Annotated in this window: 14 protein-coding genes; 2 read left to right on the top strand and 12 right to left on the bottom strand. The window is 43.6% G+C overall.

Annotated elements, in window-relative coordinates; translation table 11 throughout:
• Positions 1 to 242: 242 nt before the first annotated feature.
• The 12 genes from V7L12_RS06690 to V7L12_RS06635 all read right to left on the bottom strand — a co-directional run bounded on the left by V7L12_RS06690 (position 243) and on the right by V7L12_RS06635 (position 10368).
• Positions 243 to 1025 carry a COP23 domain-containing protein gene (locus tag V7L12_RS06690; RefSeq protein ID WP_335083212.1) on the bottom strand — a complete coding sequence of 261 codons (783 nt, stop codon included), beginning with the start codon at positions 1023 to 1025 and terminating at the stop codon, positions 243 to 245.
• 40 nt (positions 1026 to 1065) lie between these two features.
• On the bottom strand, positions 1066 to 1209 hold the full coding sequence (locus V7L12_RS06685; protein ID WP_335083210.1) for a hypothetical protein: 144 nt from the start codon (positions 1207 to 1209) through the stop codon (positions 1066 to 1068).
• Positions 1210 to 1260: 51 nt separating this feature from the next.
• Positions 1261 to 1986: a Uma2 family endonuclease gene (locus V7L12_RS06680; protein ID WP_335083209.1), complete on the bottom strand. Its 726-nt coding sequence runs from the start codon at positions 1984 to 1986 to the stop codon at positions 1261 to 1263.
• Positions 1987 to 2106: 120 nt separating this feature from the next.
• A complete protein-coding gene (locus tag V7L12_RS06675; protein WP_335083207.1) occupies positions 2107 to 2271 on the bottom strand; it encodes a hypothetical protein in 165 nt (54 codons plus the stop codon).
• An 87-nt stretch (positions 2272 to 2358) separates the two neighbouring features.
• Entirely contained in the window at positions 2359 to 3993 is a 1635-nt protein-coding gene (locus V7L12_RS06670) for a mucoidy inhibitor MuiA family protein (protein ID WP_335083205.1), read from the bottom strand.
• 230 nt (positions 3994 to 4223) lie between these two features.
• Positions 4224 to 5165, bottom strand: coding sequence for a LysR family transcriptional regulator (locus V7L12_RS06665; protein ID WP_335083203.1), 942 nt, complete (start codon positions 5163 to 5165; stop codon positions 4224 to 4226).
• Positions 5166 to 5411: 246 nt separating this feature from the next.
• Positions 5412 to 6200 carry a BMC domain-containing protein gene (locus tag V7L12_RS06660; RefSeq protein WP_335083201.1) on the bottom strand — a complete coding sequence of 263 codons (789 nt, stop codon included), beginning with the start codon at positions 6198 to 6200 and terminating at the stop codon, positions 5412 to 5414.
• Positions 6201 to 6257: 57 nt separating this feature from the next.
• Positions 6258 to 7010 (bottom strand): transferase, encoded by a 753-nt coding sequence (locus V7L12_RS06655; protein WP_334822934.1) that lies wholly within the window; start codon positions 7008 to 7010, stop codon positions 6258 to 6260.
• A 183-nt stretch (positions 7011 to 7193) separates the two neighbouring features.
• Positions 7194 to 9200, bottom strand: a complete 2007-nt coding sequence (locus V7L12_RS06650; protein ID WP_335083199.1) for a ribulose bisphosphate carboxylase small subunit — start codon at positions 9198 to 9200, stop codon at positions 7194 to 7196.
• A 113-nt stretch (positions 9201 to 9313) separates the two neighbouring features.
• Positions 9314 to 9616 carry a EutN/CcmL family microcompartment protein gene (locus tag V7L12_RS06645; RefSeq protein ID WP_229460483.1) on the bottom strand — a complete coding sequence of 101 codons (303 nt, stop codon included), beginning with the start codon at positions 9614 to 9616 and terminating at the stop codon, positions 9314 to 9316.
• A gap of 6 nt (positions 9617 to 9622) precedes the next feature.
• Positions 9623 to 9967 carry a carbon dioxide-concentrating mechanism protein CcmK gene (locus V7L12_RS06640; protein WP_010995041.1) on the bottom strand — a complete coding sequence of 115 codons (345 nt, stop codon included), beginning with the start codon at positions 9965 to 9967 and terminating at the stop codon, positions 9623 to 9625.
• Between the two features lie 92 nt (positions 9968 to 10059).
• Positions 10060 to 10368 (bottom strand): carbon dioxide-concentrating mechanism protein CcmK, encoded by a 309-nt coding sequence (locus tag V7L12_RS06635; RefSeq protein WP_012410633.1) that lies wholly within the window; start codon positions 10366 to 10368, stop codon positions 10060 to 10062.
• A 656-nt stretch (positions 10369 to 11024) separates the two neighbouring features.
• Here V7L12_RS06635 and V7L12_RS06630 point away from each other — a divergent pair.
• Together V7L12_RS06630 and V7L12_RS06625 are read left to right on the top strand one after the other, a co-directional pair.
• Entirely contained in the window at positions 11025 to 12881 is a 1857-nt protein-coding gene (locus tag V7L12_RS06630) for an NAD(P)H-quinone oxidoreductase subunit F (RefSeq protein ID WP_335083197.1), read from the top strand.
• A gap of 99 nt (positions 12882 to 12980) precedes the next feature.
• Positions 12981 to 14495: an NADH-quinone oxidoreductase subunit M gene (locus V7L12_RS06625; RefSeq protein WP_335083195.1), complete on the top strand. Its 1515-nt coding sequence runs from the start codon at positions 12981 to 12983 to the stop codon at positions 14493 to 14495.
• The last annotated feature ends 12 nt before the right edge of the window (positions 14496 to 14507 follow it).

The raw sequence follows: 14507 nt of genomic DNA, 5'->3' as shown, positions 1-14507 counted from the left end.
TCAGCAACCTCAAGTTATCTCAGCAACGTTAAGAAACTGCTAGCAAAAGGTTAAAAGAAGAAATATTTGGTATTGAGTTGCCTTCAGAATATACAGCTGGATTTAGATCCCCGACTTCTCGAAGAAGTCCGGGGGGCAGGAATTTTACGCCCATAAAAAAAGGCGGACAAGATGCCCGCCACACAATAAGTAGTTGGATATTTTTTATTTGAAAGTCATTTTGTATTAAAAGCCACTCTTGCTTACCGGAACTTACCAGGGCTTAGACGAACACTGTTAGGTTGAGACTGACGACGAATTGCTACTCCACTCCGCAAATTGTTTCCAGTACCGCCATCTTGACGATCGAGGAAAGGTTTCAGATTAATCCCACTTTTAGATGAACTAACCCGATTATTGCCACTACCTAGAAGTGTGCGTCCTAAATTATATAATTCGTTGCCTCCACTACTGCGATCGCCATAAGTGTTAACGGCTATAGTTTGTTGTCCGCTGTCAGCAGTAGTCAAGTTCTGAAAAATGCTATTGCGGATAACAACAGGATCTTTTCCAGGGGGGACTGTCAGCACAATTCTACAGGTTGGATTAGCATCAGTTGTGACGCAGACAGTATTTTCGTTATTTTCTACGGATGTCTGAAGTTCTTGTAAACCATCCGGGCGATAAAGTTCCAAGCGACTAGCAATTGCTGTACAACGTCTTTGTGCGTCCCAACCACCACCTAAAGCCGCAGGCGCTGCCCAAGCAAAGAATTGTCCTGGTTGACTTTGTGGCTGATACATGACAGTGTACTGTCCATTATAAGTTTGACAGGTAAACCGAGTTGTACCATCAGCTGAGGGTGAAGGTGGTACACCTGTCGATGTGTCTATTGGGACTGGTGCTGATGTGCCGTCTGATGGTACTGTTGGTACTACTACACCATCGCCAGTAGAATCATATTGCGCCATTGCTGCCGAATTGCCCAGACACAAAGATAAGCCAAGACTGCCCAAAGATATCAACCGCAGCATTTGTGATGACATAAATCATCCTCCAGGAGAAATTAAGTAGGGAATTGATAGTTTAAATGACGAATAATTCTGGCTTTTGATTCAGCAAAAACTTATTTTTTTTCTCTCGTGCTTTTTTCTCTGCGAGTAGCTTTTTCACCCGTGCTTGAATTTCTGTATGACGCTCCACTCTTTGTAGATGTAACGGTTGTAGCACTTATTTGCTTAAACTGAATCACTCAAATACTTAAAATTTTATTTGTATATGCTAAGGCAAATTATTTGGATCAATACCTTGAGATTGTAAATAGGCAATTAGCCGTTCTTTTTGCTGACGTTCCTGTTCAATTTGTTCCACTGCCCAAAGTAACAAATTACCTCCCTCATCCCACCAGCGCAACCAATAAGCAGTTCTGGCTTCTTTTGTTCCTTGCCAAGTTCCTAAAAATAAACCCATTGAATCAATCCAATGGCGACCATTTTCATCAGGTTGCTTTAACTCATAGCGCCTGTTTTCGAGTTGGTAAAATTCCAACAAACCGCCATTTGGGTCAAAAATTACATAAATTGGGACTTGAAGAATCTGCTCGTAAAAAAACCATTTTCCTGGTGGATAGGTTCGTTTAAAAGAGTATTCTCCACTCTCAGCGTCAGAGAGAAATTCCATCACAATTGCTGGAATATCTCCATCTAAATTGGGTGTATAGCTTTTGCGTTCTCCTAAAACCTGATTTACTGATGGCACATAAACCCAGTCGGGTGCTTTAGCAACAAATTGTCCGTTTACCGTCGCACAAAGTCCAAAATTTGAGGCTATCAACATCTGCGGTTGGATGAAACCACTTATCTCAAGGCTTTCGCGCAAAGCACCAGCCAATAGTGGCTGACCTGTATTTTCCACTGGTTCATCCTCTAGGTGAAAATCTGCGGGCAATGCTTCCCAAGATATTACCAGTTCTGTTGAAGATTTAGCTTCACCGAGTTGGGTTGTCATAAACACCCCCTTTTATTGATTTGTCTTTATTTTATGGCTGACCAGTGGTTTGTTGCTGACGGGGCGACAAAAAAGCTAAGATGCAGATAAAATCGCATTGATTCTCAACCAACAACAGTCTTACCAGTCGCCATCGGAATCGATTGCGGTTCCATCCTCCAATACAAGACCTTTGACGCGAGTACCAGTCCAGTCAACATTACTCACATACTTGGCACCACTCATATTGGTGTTACCCAGTTGAGTTTGGGTAATAGAAGCGGATTGCAAATTAGCACCACTCATACTTTCGACTTGGCTAGCTCCAAATCAAGAGGGATCGAATCCTATAGCCGATTTGCTCTTTCTGCCTCCTTCAATTTTTGGGATTTCCTAAATATTTAACCCAACTACCATTAAGTCAGGCGGATGTTCAACATTAAATTGGTAATATATCTCTCGTCGCTCTTGGGCTGGAAGAGTTAACAGCCATTCTAAAATCCCCATTTCACCAAGTTGAATTTGTGGATTGCTGCGACTGAGACGTACTTTAATTTGCTCGTTGCGGCTAACTGGCAATTGTTCAGTGAGTTTCAGATTTACTTCTTTGTCGAGTAAGTTAGTAATTATCAACCGATAACTATAAGTAATCCGCCGCTGGTTGCTAATTAATTTTTTATCTACCAGACGTTCAACTAAGTCGCGCTCTATTTTTAAACCTTCGTCAATTCCTAAATTCAGTTTGAATTCTTGCCCTGGTGCAATATTCTCTAACCCAGTAGTGCCGACAAAAACGTTGTCGCGGAAAATATTCGCTTTACCTGGTAACAAAGTCGCACCGTTGGGACTATTTTTCACATTTGCTTGTAGATAAGCAAAACTTACCAAGCGCGGCATTGCCACATAATCGAAGCTACAAGGATAATCATCGTTGAAAATCGTAATTTTATGGGGTGCGCCATCGCTGGGAATATTACCACCAGCATTCAGTTTAAAGGTAACTACACTCCCTTCTTTAGATACTTCTGCTGTAACGGTTTCTGCTGCGATTAGACTATCCTCTGCAACTTCATCTTGTTCTTGCCAATCCGCTCTGGCAGCAGAAGCAGGCGGCTCTGGTATGCTAGGCAGCAGTGGTGGCTGGGCGGCAGCTAGTCGAGATCTTCGCATTCTTTGGGGACGTGGCGCATCAATATACCAGGGTTGAAGTTTGGGTGGAAGTGTACCTAATCCCGGTTTAGCGGTAGAAAGGGTGAGATTTGCACCAATCCAATCTTCGCCTGTGCTTTGAGTGATTTCTGCAAGGTAACTTAGATGTACAATATCGCTGGTAGTGCTAAAGCGTAAGTCATAAAGGGGAGTCCAACTAGCGCGATTTACTATGTAGGATACCTCTAATTCAAATTCACCTTCACCCGCTACTTCAACTGCTACAACTAAGCTAAAACTTTCTTTAGGATGGGGTGTTTGGATTATTTGCAATGAGGTGTGCAGTGCTTGCAGTTGTTTATCTAATTCCTGCTGTTGGGTTTTGCACTCTCCAGATGCGATCGCATATTCACTATACTGGCTTCCGAGAAAGTTGAGGAAATCCAATGTTTCGCTGAGGCTGAGATTTTTTCGAGACAAACTCTGTGAAAAGGGTTCTTCTGTTTTTTCACGTAAGCCGGCGATAAAACTAGATTGCAATGCTAAAGCATCCACCTGGGCTTGCAGGTGGCGTTTTTCTACCTCTAATTGCTGAATTTGCCTTGTCAAATGTGCTACTCGTTCCGCTACAGGTTCAGTAGTGTAGATGCGATCGCTACTAACTCCCACCAAGCGCACCCCTACCGTACCTGTACCGCTAACCCGAACAGACTCAGTTTCTAGAGTCATTGGCACTGGGGTAATTACTAATTCCTGTTCAATTCCTGTTAAATCAACTACACCCCGCCGTGTAACCAATGCTCTGTCAGAATACACGGTAACAGCTACAATCTCGCTTTGTACTGTTTTGCGCCAAGACGGTATTTCCGGGTTAACCACTGCCAGTTTTCCCCCATTTTTAATGATTCTGCTGGTTAATTGTCAATGTTTCCCGGTATAACAGTCAACCCCTTTAGCTAATTCGTAATTCGTAATTCGTAATTACGAATTACGAATTATACCATTTATTTATGAAGACGCATAGAAAAAACCCCACCGCGGCACCTACCCGCGAGTTCGGGGAGGTTGGGAGGAGTCAAAATAATGTGCAGCTTCATAGAGAATTGGTATTACCCGTGAATTGGTTCAAGCGTGCTAGAAGCAGTATCAGCATTTTGCTCGACGAAATTCTTCGCCGCACCTAGTAGATACTCATAATAGGCACGAGCGACGATAGACAGCTGCTTGCCAGATGGGTAAACCATGTACCAATATCGCTGAATCGGGAAGTGTTGTACATCTAAAATACTGAACTCTGAAGTGTCTGATAGTAAGGTATGACGAGATAAAACAGAAATACCTAAACCACCTGCGATCGCTTGTTTAATTGCTTCATTACTTCCCAATTCTAGCTTGACTTTTACCGTCACCCCTTCTTCTTCAAATAGCTTTTGGACGGCGCGACGAGTTCCTGAACCTGGTTCCCGCATAATAAAAGGTTGGTTAGACAGGCGTTGTATAGGAATATTTTTTTCTTTGGATAAAGAATGATTAGTCGGTGCAAATACAATCAAAGGATTTTCTAGAAATGGTTCACAAGTCACATCTATATTGTCTGGAATTTGACTCATAATATATAAGTCATCCAGATTCTGACTCATCCGTTCCAAAATTTGTTCGTGATTTGTTACTTGCAGCGAGATATCAATCCCTGGATAAAGTTCGCAAAATGGCCCTAACAAACGTGGGATAAAATATTTTGCTGTTGTAATCACTGCCAAACGTAATTGTCCCTGTTTTAGCCCTTTTAAATCTGCTACCTTCATTTCATACTGGGCTATATTGTGAAAAATCTGCCGACAAGTAGCAAATAATTCTCGTCCTGCCTCCGTCAGATACAATCGCTTCCCCACTTGCTCAAATAATGGCAAACCTACCGATTTTGTTAGTTGCTTGATCTGCATAGAAACGGTAGGTTGGGTGAGAAACAATTCCTCAGCAGCACGAGTAAAGCTACTATGCCGTGCCGCCGCCTCGAACACCTTTAACTGGTGCAGCGTCGCTTGGTTCAAGGGTGATTCTCCTATAGATAGCGATTAATAGATATAAAACTAGTATTGCTGAACACTGACAAATGATATAGTGATGCTCACAGAAAGTTACGAGTTTTATCATAGATAAAACTCTACCGTTTAGATTAAAATAAAGGTATTTTATTTATGGATTGAAAAAGCTATTATTCAGAATAGCTAAAGCGTAAGATGCCTTCCATCTAAACGATGAATGCTGAATGATGATTTTTCAAAATTCATCTATCATCATTCATCATTCCATAATTCTTCTTGAACTTTTGTAGGTAGTTTGGTTAAGTCTGGTAATCTTAGTACCTCGAGTTCCGCAACTTGTTCTTTAATATTCACTGGCAAGTTTAACGGTTCGCGTTCTTCTATCCAGCAGCTTGCTAGTGGCAAGGTTAACTCCATTTCGTCCAGCGGTCGGGGAATTACCATCACTGCATTCAATTCCCCAATGCGTTCTGCTTCAAACATTCCCGCTTCCACTGCTACCGCCACATTTGCTACGGAACCACGAATAATTGCTGTACACAAACCCCCACCAATTTTCTCGTATGCTGCTAAATGAACATCAGCAGCTTTGAGCATGGCATCACATGCTCCTACCATCGCGGGAAATCCTCGCGTTTCTACCAAACCAATTGCTTGGTTACTCAGACGGCTGGAATTGCCCTCTTGCATTAATTTAGTGAAACGAGTTGTGATGGGAAGCACTATATCTAGGTTGGGATAGGGTCGGGGAATCACCAAACTAGAAACCAACTGACCAAACTGTTCAGCCGTTTGCACACCTGATTCTACCGCCAGACGCACATCAGCAATTCCACCCCGGATGATCGCAGTACAATGACCGCCACCAATTTTTTCATACCCAACCAGGTGAACTCCCGCTGATTTCAGCATCATATCCGCCGTCCCAACGATCGCCGGAAAGCTGCGGGTAGAAACTAAACCCAAAGCAGTATCCTGAAAGGTTTCTTGACTACTCGCTCCCTGGATGGTGCGAATAGACCGTTGATTAGATGTTTCCATGATGAATTCTCCAAAATACGGAAAAAGCCGACAACTTACAATTAACACTTACTCAGGCTAATCGTCAGAGTTTGGGTCGCTCAAGGATTGTCTATGAGGAAACAATGTAGTCAACAGTCTGCTTATGCTCCCTTGTCCATAAATTTGAGTCCCAAAACCGTTAGGCGATTCTGCGGCGGGCTGACTGGGGTCTAAGTTATGTTCTGTAGACGGTTGGGCGGCTTCCGCCAAAGTGGAGTCAGCATAATTCCTTGGTTCCTCCAGAGGAGGAGGCTGACTTTCTAGAGTCGCGGGAGATTTAAAATAAGAAATCGACTTGTTTTGTTTGAAATCTACAAAAGCCGAAGCTGAGAAATTAGTTGAGGAAATTTCCTTTTCCTTAACTCCACCTGAGCCATTTTCCTCTTCCTTCGGTGGTGTATTTGTAGATGGTTCTAGCTGCTTTGTTTGAGCAATCTGCCGACTGGTGTCTCCTAAAATTGAACCAGGTGGTACTACTTGTCCAGGTTCAACCGAATAGTTAAAAATTGTAGTCGCAGAACCAATACAAGCATTTGCACCAATTTTGCCCTTGCCAATCATCAAAAAACCTGCTCCCAGGTTTGCACCTGCTTCTACCTCTATGGTGCCTTCATGGACTTGGAGAATTGCTCCCATGCCAATACAGACCCCTGGCCCAATGATGATCTTGCTGTTTATAGCCGCTTGGAGGATCACCCCAGGTGCAAGTACCGCGCTTGGATGAATAGTTACCTCACCACTAATGTAAGTATCAAAGTTATTGCTGAGGCGCAGTAGCGGCACAGACATGGAAATTTTAACCTCGGAAGCCGGATGTAGTTCTGAGTGCTGTTAGCTTTCTTCGGGGCGTTTAGCCCGTGCTGAGTGCTAAGTGCGGAGTAATTAGTATGTTTCAAAATCTGAGTTTACAGTTGGTGTGACTGGTGTCTTTAAAGTGTTAACTCAGCACTCAGCACTTTTAACTCAGCACTACTATGGTCGTTGAATAATCGTTTCTAATACGCGACGCTTGGCTTTGGGGTCAACACCAATTAAGCGCACATATTCCCCTTCGTATTCGCCGAGTTGTCTTTCTACGGCTGCGATCGCTTCTCTTTCTGACGATGCTTGAATTTGACCGGTACTAGTCCAGGAACCTGTACGGAATCGCCGCTGATCTACGTGTTCAATGCTAATTTTTGAGCCGCTAGCCAATAATTGCCGGAGTTGGTCTACTACTTCAGAACTCAAGCGGGTACTAGTAGCTGTTGCTGTAGCAGTAGTAGAGGATGCACTGCTAGTAAATGATTTCTGACTGCCAGAGGAGGCTACTTGATCGTTTGGACGTTGGATAATAGTCTCTAATACCCGCCGTTTGGCTTTCGGGTCAATACCAATTAAGCGTACATATTCCCCTTCGTATTCGCCGAGTTGTGCTTCTACGGCTGCGATCGCTTCTCTTTCTGAGGAGGCTTGAATTTGACCGGTACTAGTCCAGGAACCTGTACGGAAGCGGCGCTCATCCACGTGTTCAAGGCTAATTTTAGACCCGCCAGCCAATAAGTGCCGGAGTTGGTCTACTACTTCAGAACTCAAGCGGTTACTGCTAGCTGTTCCCGTAGCAAAGGGTGCTGCACTAGTAGTAAATGATTTGTGACTACCAGAGGAACCTACTTGACCATTTGGACGTTGGATAATGGTCTCTAATACCCGCCGTTTAGCTTTGGTATCAATGCCGATTAAACGCACATACTCGCCTTGATGACTTGCTATACATTCTTCCAAGGCGGAGATGACTTGATTTGTGGAAGTTGCTTCAATTGGCTTGCAACTAGTCCAGGAACCAGTGCGGAAACGACGCTCATCTACGTGTTCCATGCCAATTTTGTAACCACCTGCCAATAGTTGGCGGATTTGCTCTAAAGTTTCGCCACTGACTTTGCCACTGCTAGAACCGTTACCATTACCATTACTGCTGCTGTAGCTGCTGTAACTGCTATTGCCACGACTAGCCGGCGCTTTAAAGCTGGTAGCTGGTTTTACATCATCATCCGGACGTTGGATGATGGTTTCTAGCACGCGCCGTCTACCTTTGTCAATGCCAAACAATCGGACATACTCGCCGCTATGGTTTGTTAAACAGCTTTCTAATGCTGCTATCGCTTCACCGAGCGATCTTGGTTCGATTGGTTGGCAACTAGTCCAAGAACCCGTGCGGAACCGTCTTTGGTCTACATGTTCCGTACCAATTTTATACCCTTGCCCCAATAGATACCGCAACTGATCTATTGTTTCTGCACCCAAGCTATTGCTCGACACTTCACTACTCCTTTCCAACTCTAAAACAGTAATACCATTACCTGTATAAGATTTAGCGTTCTCATCCCGAATGGGTGCTATACATTTGCTATCCGCAGCACAGAGATAACCAGCTCGTAATGCCTGATTAATTCCAACCACATGATGAGCAAATTCCTTATCCTGATCTTGCACATCTGGCAAGCGGTCAGCTTGCTGCTGGCTGGTAATTATCGCTCCCGAAGGTACATACTTACCAGAGGGAATCTCTACATCCTGAATTAAAGCGTGCATCATCACGATGCAACCTGCACCCACCCTGGCATTAAACACCGTAGAGCGAAAGCCAATGAAGGAATTATCACCTACATAAGCTGGCCCGTGAATTAGAGCCATGTGGGTAATGCAAGTGTTTTTACCAATCCATACCGAGTATTTATTTTGGTCATCGCCAATTACTCGACCTTGCTCCAACCCATGAATGACAACACCATCTTGAATATTGGTGTTTTCACCCAGATAAAAAGGTGTGCCTTCATCCGCTCTAATCGTAGTCCCCGGAGCAACGATTACATTTGCACCTATTCGTACATCCCCAATTACATTGGAGAATGAATGTACAAAGGCAGTTTCATGGACTTTGGGTTCAGCTAAATTCCTTGACCACGGGGTTGGGGGTGCCGCCGTGCTGCGGACTGCCATCGCGAGATTCCTCCTGTATTGTCAGTTGTCAATTGTCATTTGTCATTTGTCCTTTGTCATTTGTCGAGAGCTAATGACTAATGACTAATGACCAATGACTAAATGACCAATGACTACCGATATTGATCTTTTTTGCTGTAAATGAGGCGATCTTCAACGTGAATGGTATCTATGATCGCCACCACTACTGCATCTAATGGACGTTGTTCATTTCCAAGCACTTGACGAGCAGCACTGCCACGACTGACAAGTACCCACTCATCTACTCCTGCTCCCACACTATCTGCTGCTACTTCATATTGTGGCAGGATGTTTCCGTCTTCATCCACTAATTGTAACAACAGTAGTTTTACACCTCTAAGACTTGGATCTTTTTGGGTGCTAACTACTGTGCCGCGAACTTTGGCAACTTGCATTACAAATTACGGTCTTCTACCAAAAGGACGAATTGCATTCACATTTTCCCGGAACTGCTCCACATCTTCGGTATAACGAATTGGAAGGACGTATTCCAAGTTTTCGTGAGGACGAGCAATGATATGAGTAGACAGCACTTGCCCGCCATTGACTCGCTTTACAGATTCAACTCCTGCGGCCACAGAAGCTTGCACTTCCGAAACGTCACCCCGGACAATTACTGTCACCCGACCACTACCGATTTTTTCATAACCTACTAAAGTGACGCGGGCAGCTTTCACCATCGCATCAGCGGCTTCCACCACTGCTGGAAAGCCTAGCGTTTCAACCATTCCCACTGCAATTGACATTAGTTTTAATCCCTATTTCAAAGTTTTTTAGCCTTGGACAAAAGTGATGCTCAATCAGATAAAGAGCGTTAATTACTTTGTTTAAACAGCTTTTAAGTACGGAATTGTTCCACCGCTTCTGTGTAACGTATTGGCAAGACGTATTCCAGGTTTTCGTGAGGACGAGCAATGATGTGAGTGGATAACACTTCACCACCAAAGACTCTTTTCGCCGCTTCAACTCCAGCTGCTACGGAAGCTTGCACTTCCGATACATCTCCCCTAACTATCACGGTGACGCGAGCGCTACCAATTTTTTCATACCCTACTAAGGTGACACGGGCGGCTTTCACCATCGCATCAGCAGCTTCCACCACTGCTGGAAAGCCCTTCGTTTCAATCATTCCAACTGCAATTGGCATCGCAGAACTCCTACAAAATTAATGCAATCTGTACTGTCGTTTGAATTTTTCGACGGGGAGAGCCTGATCTTATAGCTAAGAAAACACTTCCAAATTAAGCATAGGAAAGCTTGGCGTTCCTGGCAATATAAATTACTATAATAGTTTATGATAAGAAAGTTTTAAAAAACTTAACATAAATTTATATAGGCTTCTGAGCAATTAAAGTTTACTGATTCCTTGAGCAGGCACTTATGCTTTATAATTTCTTTATCACATTTACAAAACGACATTCATAACCAAGGCTAATCCTATCTGACGAGGGATAAGCAGCGGCTGTATGTTTTGCTGTATCTATCTTTCCTCAAATATTCCTAAGTGTACAAGGACTAGGTGAAACATATATAATTTTTTCAAATATATCGTATAAATTACTCTGGTCAAAGTAGAAATACAAATGTAAAAAGGTCGGTGATGTTAAGGCAAGTAAATGCTTTTGCTTATGTAAAGTTATATTTTACTTATAATTAATAGGGTAACTTTAAGTAAAAGTACTTCTGGAAGTTTAGTTAAAATAATAGTAAAAAAACATCGATATTTTGATAAATTAATTTTATTAAATAAAAATTGGTTTGGATTTTTTTAAAATCAAGGCTGAGTCATCAAGGGAAATTTAAATGGATCAATTTCTATTTTCAACATGTTGGTTTGTGCCTTTGTATAGCTTATTGGGCGCAATTTTGGCCTTGCCGTGGGGAATAGGAATAATTCAGCGAACAGGGCCAAGACCTGCGGCATACTTGAACTTGTTGACGACCGTTTTAGCTTTCATCCATAGCCTGTTTGTATTTAAAAATATCTGGGATAGAGAACCAGAAAACTTACTAATCAATTGGTTCAAAGCAGCAGATTTAGACTTATCTTTTTCCTTGGAACTATCGCCAGTCAGCATTGGGGCAACAGTTTTAATTACAGGGTTAAGCTTACTGGCACAAGTTTACGCTCTGGGTTACATGGAAAAAGACTGGTCGTTAGCGCGCTTTTTTGCGCTGCTGGGATTTTTTGAAGCAGCGCTGAGTGGTCTAGCAATCAGTGATTCTTTGTTTCTCAGCTATGCCCTTTTGGAAGTCTTGACGCTTTCGACTTACTTACTGGTGGGGTTCTGGTATGCTCAACCACTAGTAGTAACGGCGGCGCGGGATGCGTTTTGGACTAAACGGGTAGGAGACTTGTTGCTGCTGATGGCTGTAGTGACACTTTCCACCTTAGCTGGAAGTTTGAACTTTTCGGATTTATATGAGTGGGCGCAAACAGCTAATTTAAGTCCAATGACATCGACGCTGCTAGGATTGGCACTAATTGCTGGGCCTGCTGGTAAATGTGCCCAATTTCCACTACACCTGTGGTTAGATGAGGCAATGGAAGGACCCAACCCCGCCTCGGTAATGCGGAACTCGCTGGTAGTAGCTGGTGGTGCTTATTTACTGTATAGATTTCAACCATTGTTAGCCCTATCACCAGTTGCCTTGAATGCCTTGGTAGTCATGGGTACAGTGACGGCGATTGGGGCGACATTAGTCTCCATAGCTCAAATTGACATTAAGCGATCGCTATCTCATTCCACCAGTGCATATATGGGCTTAGTGTTTTTGGCAGTGGGGTTGCAGCAAGGGGGTGTAGCCTTGATGTTGCTGTTAGCTCATGCGATCGCCAAAGCATTATTATTTATGAGTTCAGGTTCAGTCATCTTGACTACCCAAAGCCAGGACTTAACAGAAATGGGCGGTTTGTGGTCACGAATGCCAGCCACCACCACGGCCTTTATAGTCGGTTCAGCCGGGATGGTAACACTGCTACCACTAGGAAGTTTCTGGGCAATGTTAGCATGGGCTGACGGTTTCGTGAATATTAGCCCTTGGGTAATTGGGGTTTTAATATTAGTCAATGGTTTGACAGCATTGAATTTGACGAGAGTATTTAGATTAGTCTTCTGGGGGAAACCGCAACAAAAGACCCGTCGCACCCCAGAAGTTGGTTGGCAGATGGCCTTGCCAATGGTGTTTCTGACAGTGCTGACTCTGCTTCTACCTCTGATGCTACAGCAATGGTACTTACTACCAGATTGGGAAAGTATTAATTGGTATGTGGTGTTAGCCTTGTTTGGTTCTACCGTAGTGGGGGTAGGTGTAGGGTGTACAGTTTATCTGCACAAAGCTTGGTCCAGATCCAGAATCTTGGCATGGAGATTTCTGCAAGACCTGTTAGGTTATGATTTTTATATTGACCGAGTTTATTTTGTAACCGTGGTAAGTGTAGTAGGACTGCTATCTAAAATTTCTGCTTGGAGCGATCGCTACTTAGTTGACGGTTTAGTAAACTTGGTTGGGTTTGCAACCATTCTCGGCGGACAAACTTTAAAATACAGCATTTCTGGGCAATCTCAGGGCTATATGTTGACCATCCTAGCAGTTGTCAGCGTCCTGGGTTTTTTCATGAGTTGGTCATTGGGTTTACTAGATAAATTGCCTTTTTAAACGAGTTAAGAGTAGAGACGCGATTAACCCTTGTCTGTACAGGAGTTATTATTTCTCCCCTGCTTCCCCTGCTTCCCCTGCTCCCCTTACCTAAAGTCTATGCTTAGTGTTTTAATTCTAGTGCCGTTAATCGGCGCAGCTTTAATTGGTTTCTCCCCCTCTGGTATCAGTGGGAAATTCGCCCGTGTGGTGGCTTTGCTCTTTGCCAGTATTGCTTTCTTGTGGACAATCGTACTAGCGATTCAGTTTCATCCAGGGGAAATTACTCAACAGTTTGCCGAGTCTCTCCCTTGGGTAGATGCTTTAGGCTTGAACTATAACCTTGGCATAGATGGTTTATCTTTGCCGTTGCTGGTTTTAAATGGATTGTTAACTTGTATTGCGATCTACAGCAGCGATGAATCGCTACAGCGCCCTAAATTTTATTACTCTTTGATACTATTATTAAGCGCTGGGGTGACAGGAGCCTTTCTCGCACAGGATTTACTGCTATTTTTCCTGTTTTACGAATTGGAACTGATTCCGCTGTATTTGCTGATAGCTATTTGGGGTGGTGCCAAGCGGGGTTATGCTGCTACCAAATTTCTCATTTATACAGCCGTTTCGGGAATCCTGATTTTAGCAAGTTTCCTCGGCATGGTTTGGCTGAGTGGTTCCTCTAACTTTGCACTAGCAACCTTGAACACGACAACTTTACCTCTAGCAACACAGCTTTTATTGCTAGCAGGAATTTTGGTCGGTTTTGGGATTAAAATTCCCTTGGTTCCCTTCCATACTTGGTTGCCAGATGCTCACGTTGAAGCTTCCACACCGATTTCCGTGCTATTGGCTGGGGTGCTGTTGAAGTTGGGAACTTACGGCTTACTGCGCTTTGGCATGAACTTGTTACCAGAAGCTTGGAATTATCTGGCTCCTTGGTTGGCGACTTGGGCAGTAGTGAGTGTACTGTATGGTTCATCTTGTGCGATCGCCCAAACCGATATGAAAAAAATGGTAGCATACAGCTCCATTGGACACATGGGTTACGTGCTTTTAGCGGCGGCAGCGGCGACACCTTTAAGTGTGTTGGGTGCTGTGATGCAAATGATTAGCCACGGCTTGATTTCGGCAATGCTGTTTTTGCTGGTAGGGGTTGTGTATAAAAAAGCCGGAAGCCGTGATTTAGCAATTATTCAAGGATTGCTGAACCCAGAACGAGGTATGCCAGTAATCGGTAGCTTGATGATTGTCGGAGTCATGGCCAGCGCTGGTATACCGGGAATGCTAGGGTTTATTTCCGAATTCGTAGTTTATCGGGGAAGTTTTCCAGTTTTTCCAGTACAAACCCTGTTATGTATGCTTGGTACAGGTTTAACAGCAGTTTACTTCTTAATTCTTGTCAACCGCGCCTTTTTTGGACGCCTGTCTGCATCAGTTACCAACTTACCGCGTGTGTATTGGAGCGATCGCATCCCAGCTGCAATTTTAGCTGTGTTGATTGTGATTTTCGGCATTCAACCTGGTTGGTTAGTGCGTTGGACTGAACCAACAATTACAGCAATGGTAAATACCCAAAACGTAGTAGTAGTGTCCTTAGATAAAGCAATGGGGACTAGTACCGCAAGGCGGAATTAAAAATTAAAAATG

It is taken from the genome of Nostoc sp. (genome assembly GCF_036918245.1).
In the GTDB taxonomy this organism is placed as follows: Bacteria; Cyanobacteriota; Cyanobacteriia; order Cyanobacteriales; family Nostocaceae; genus Nostoc.
Note: the sequence above shows the minus strand (reverse complement) of the source record. Positions and strands in the feature narration are given on the sequence as shown.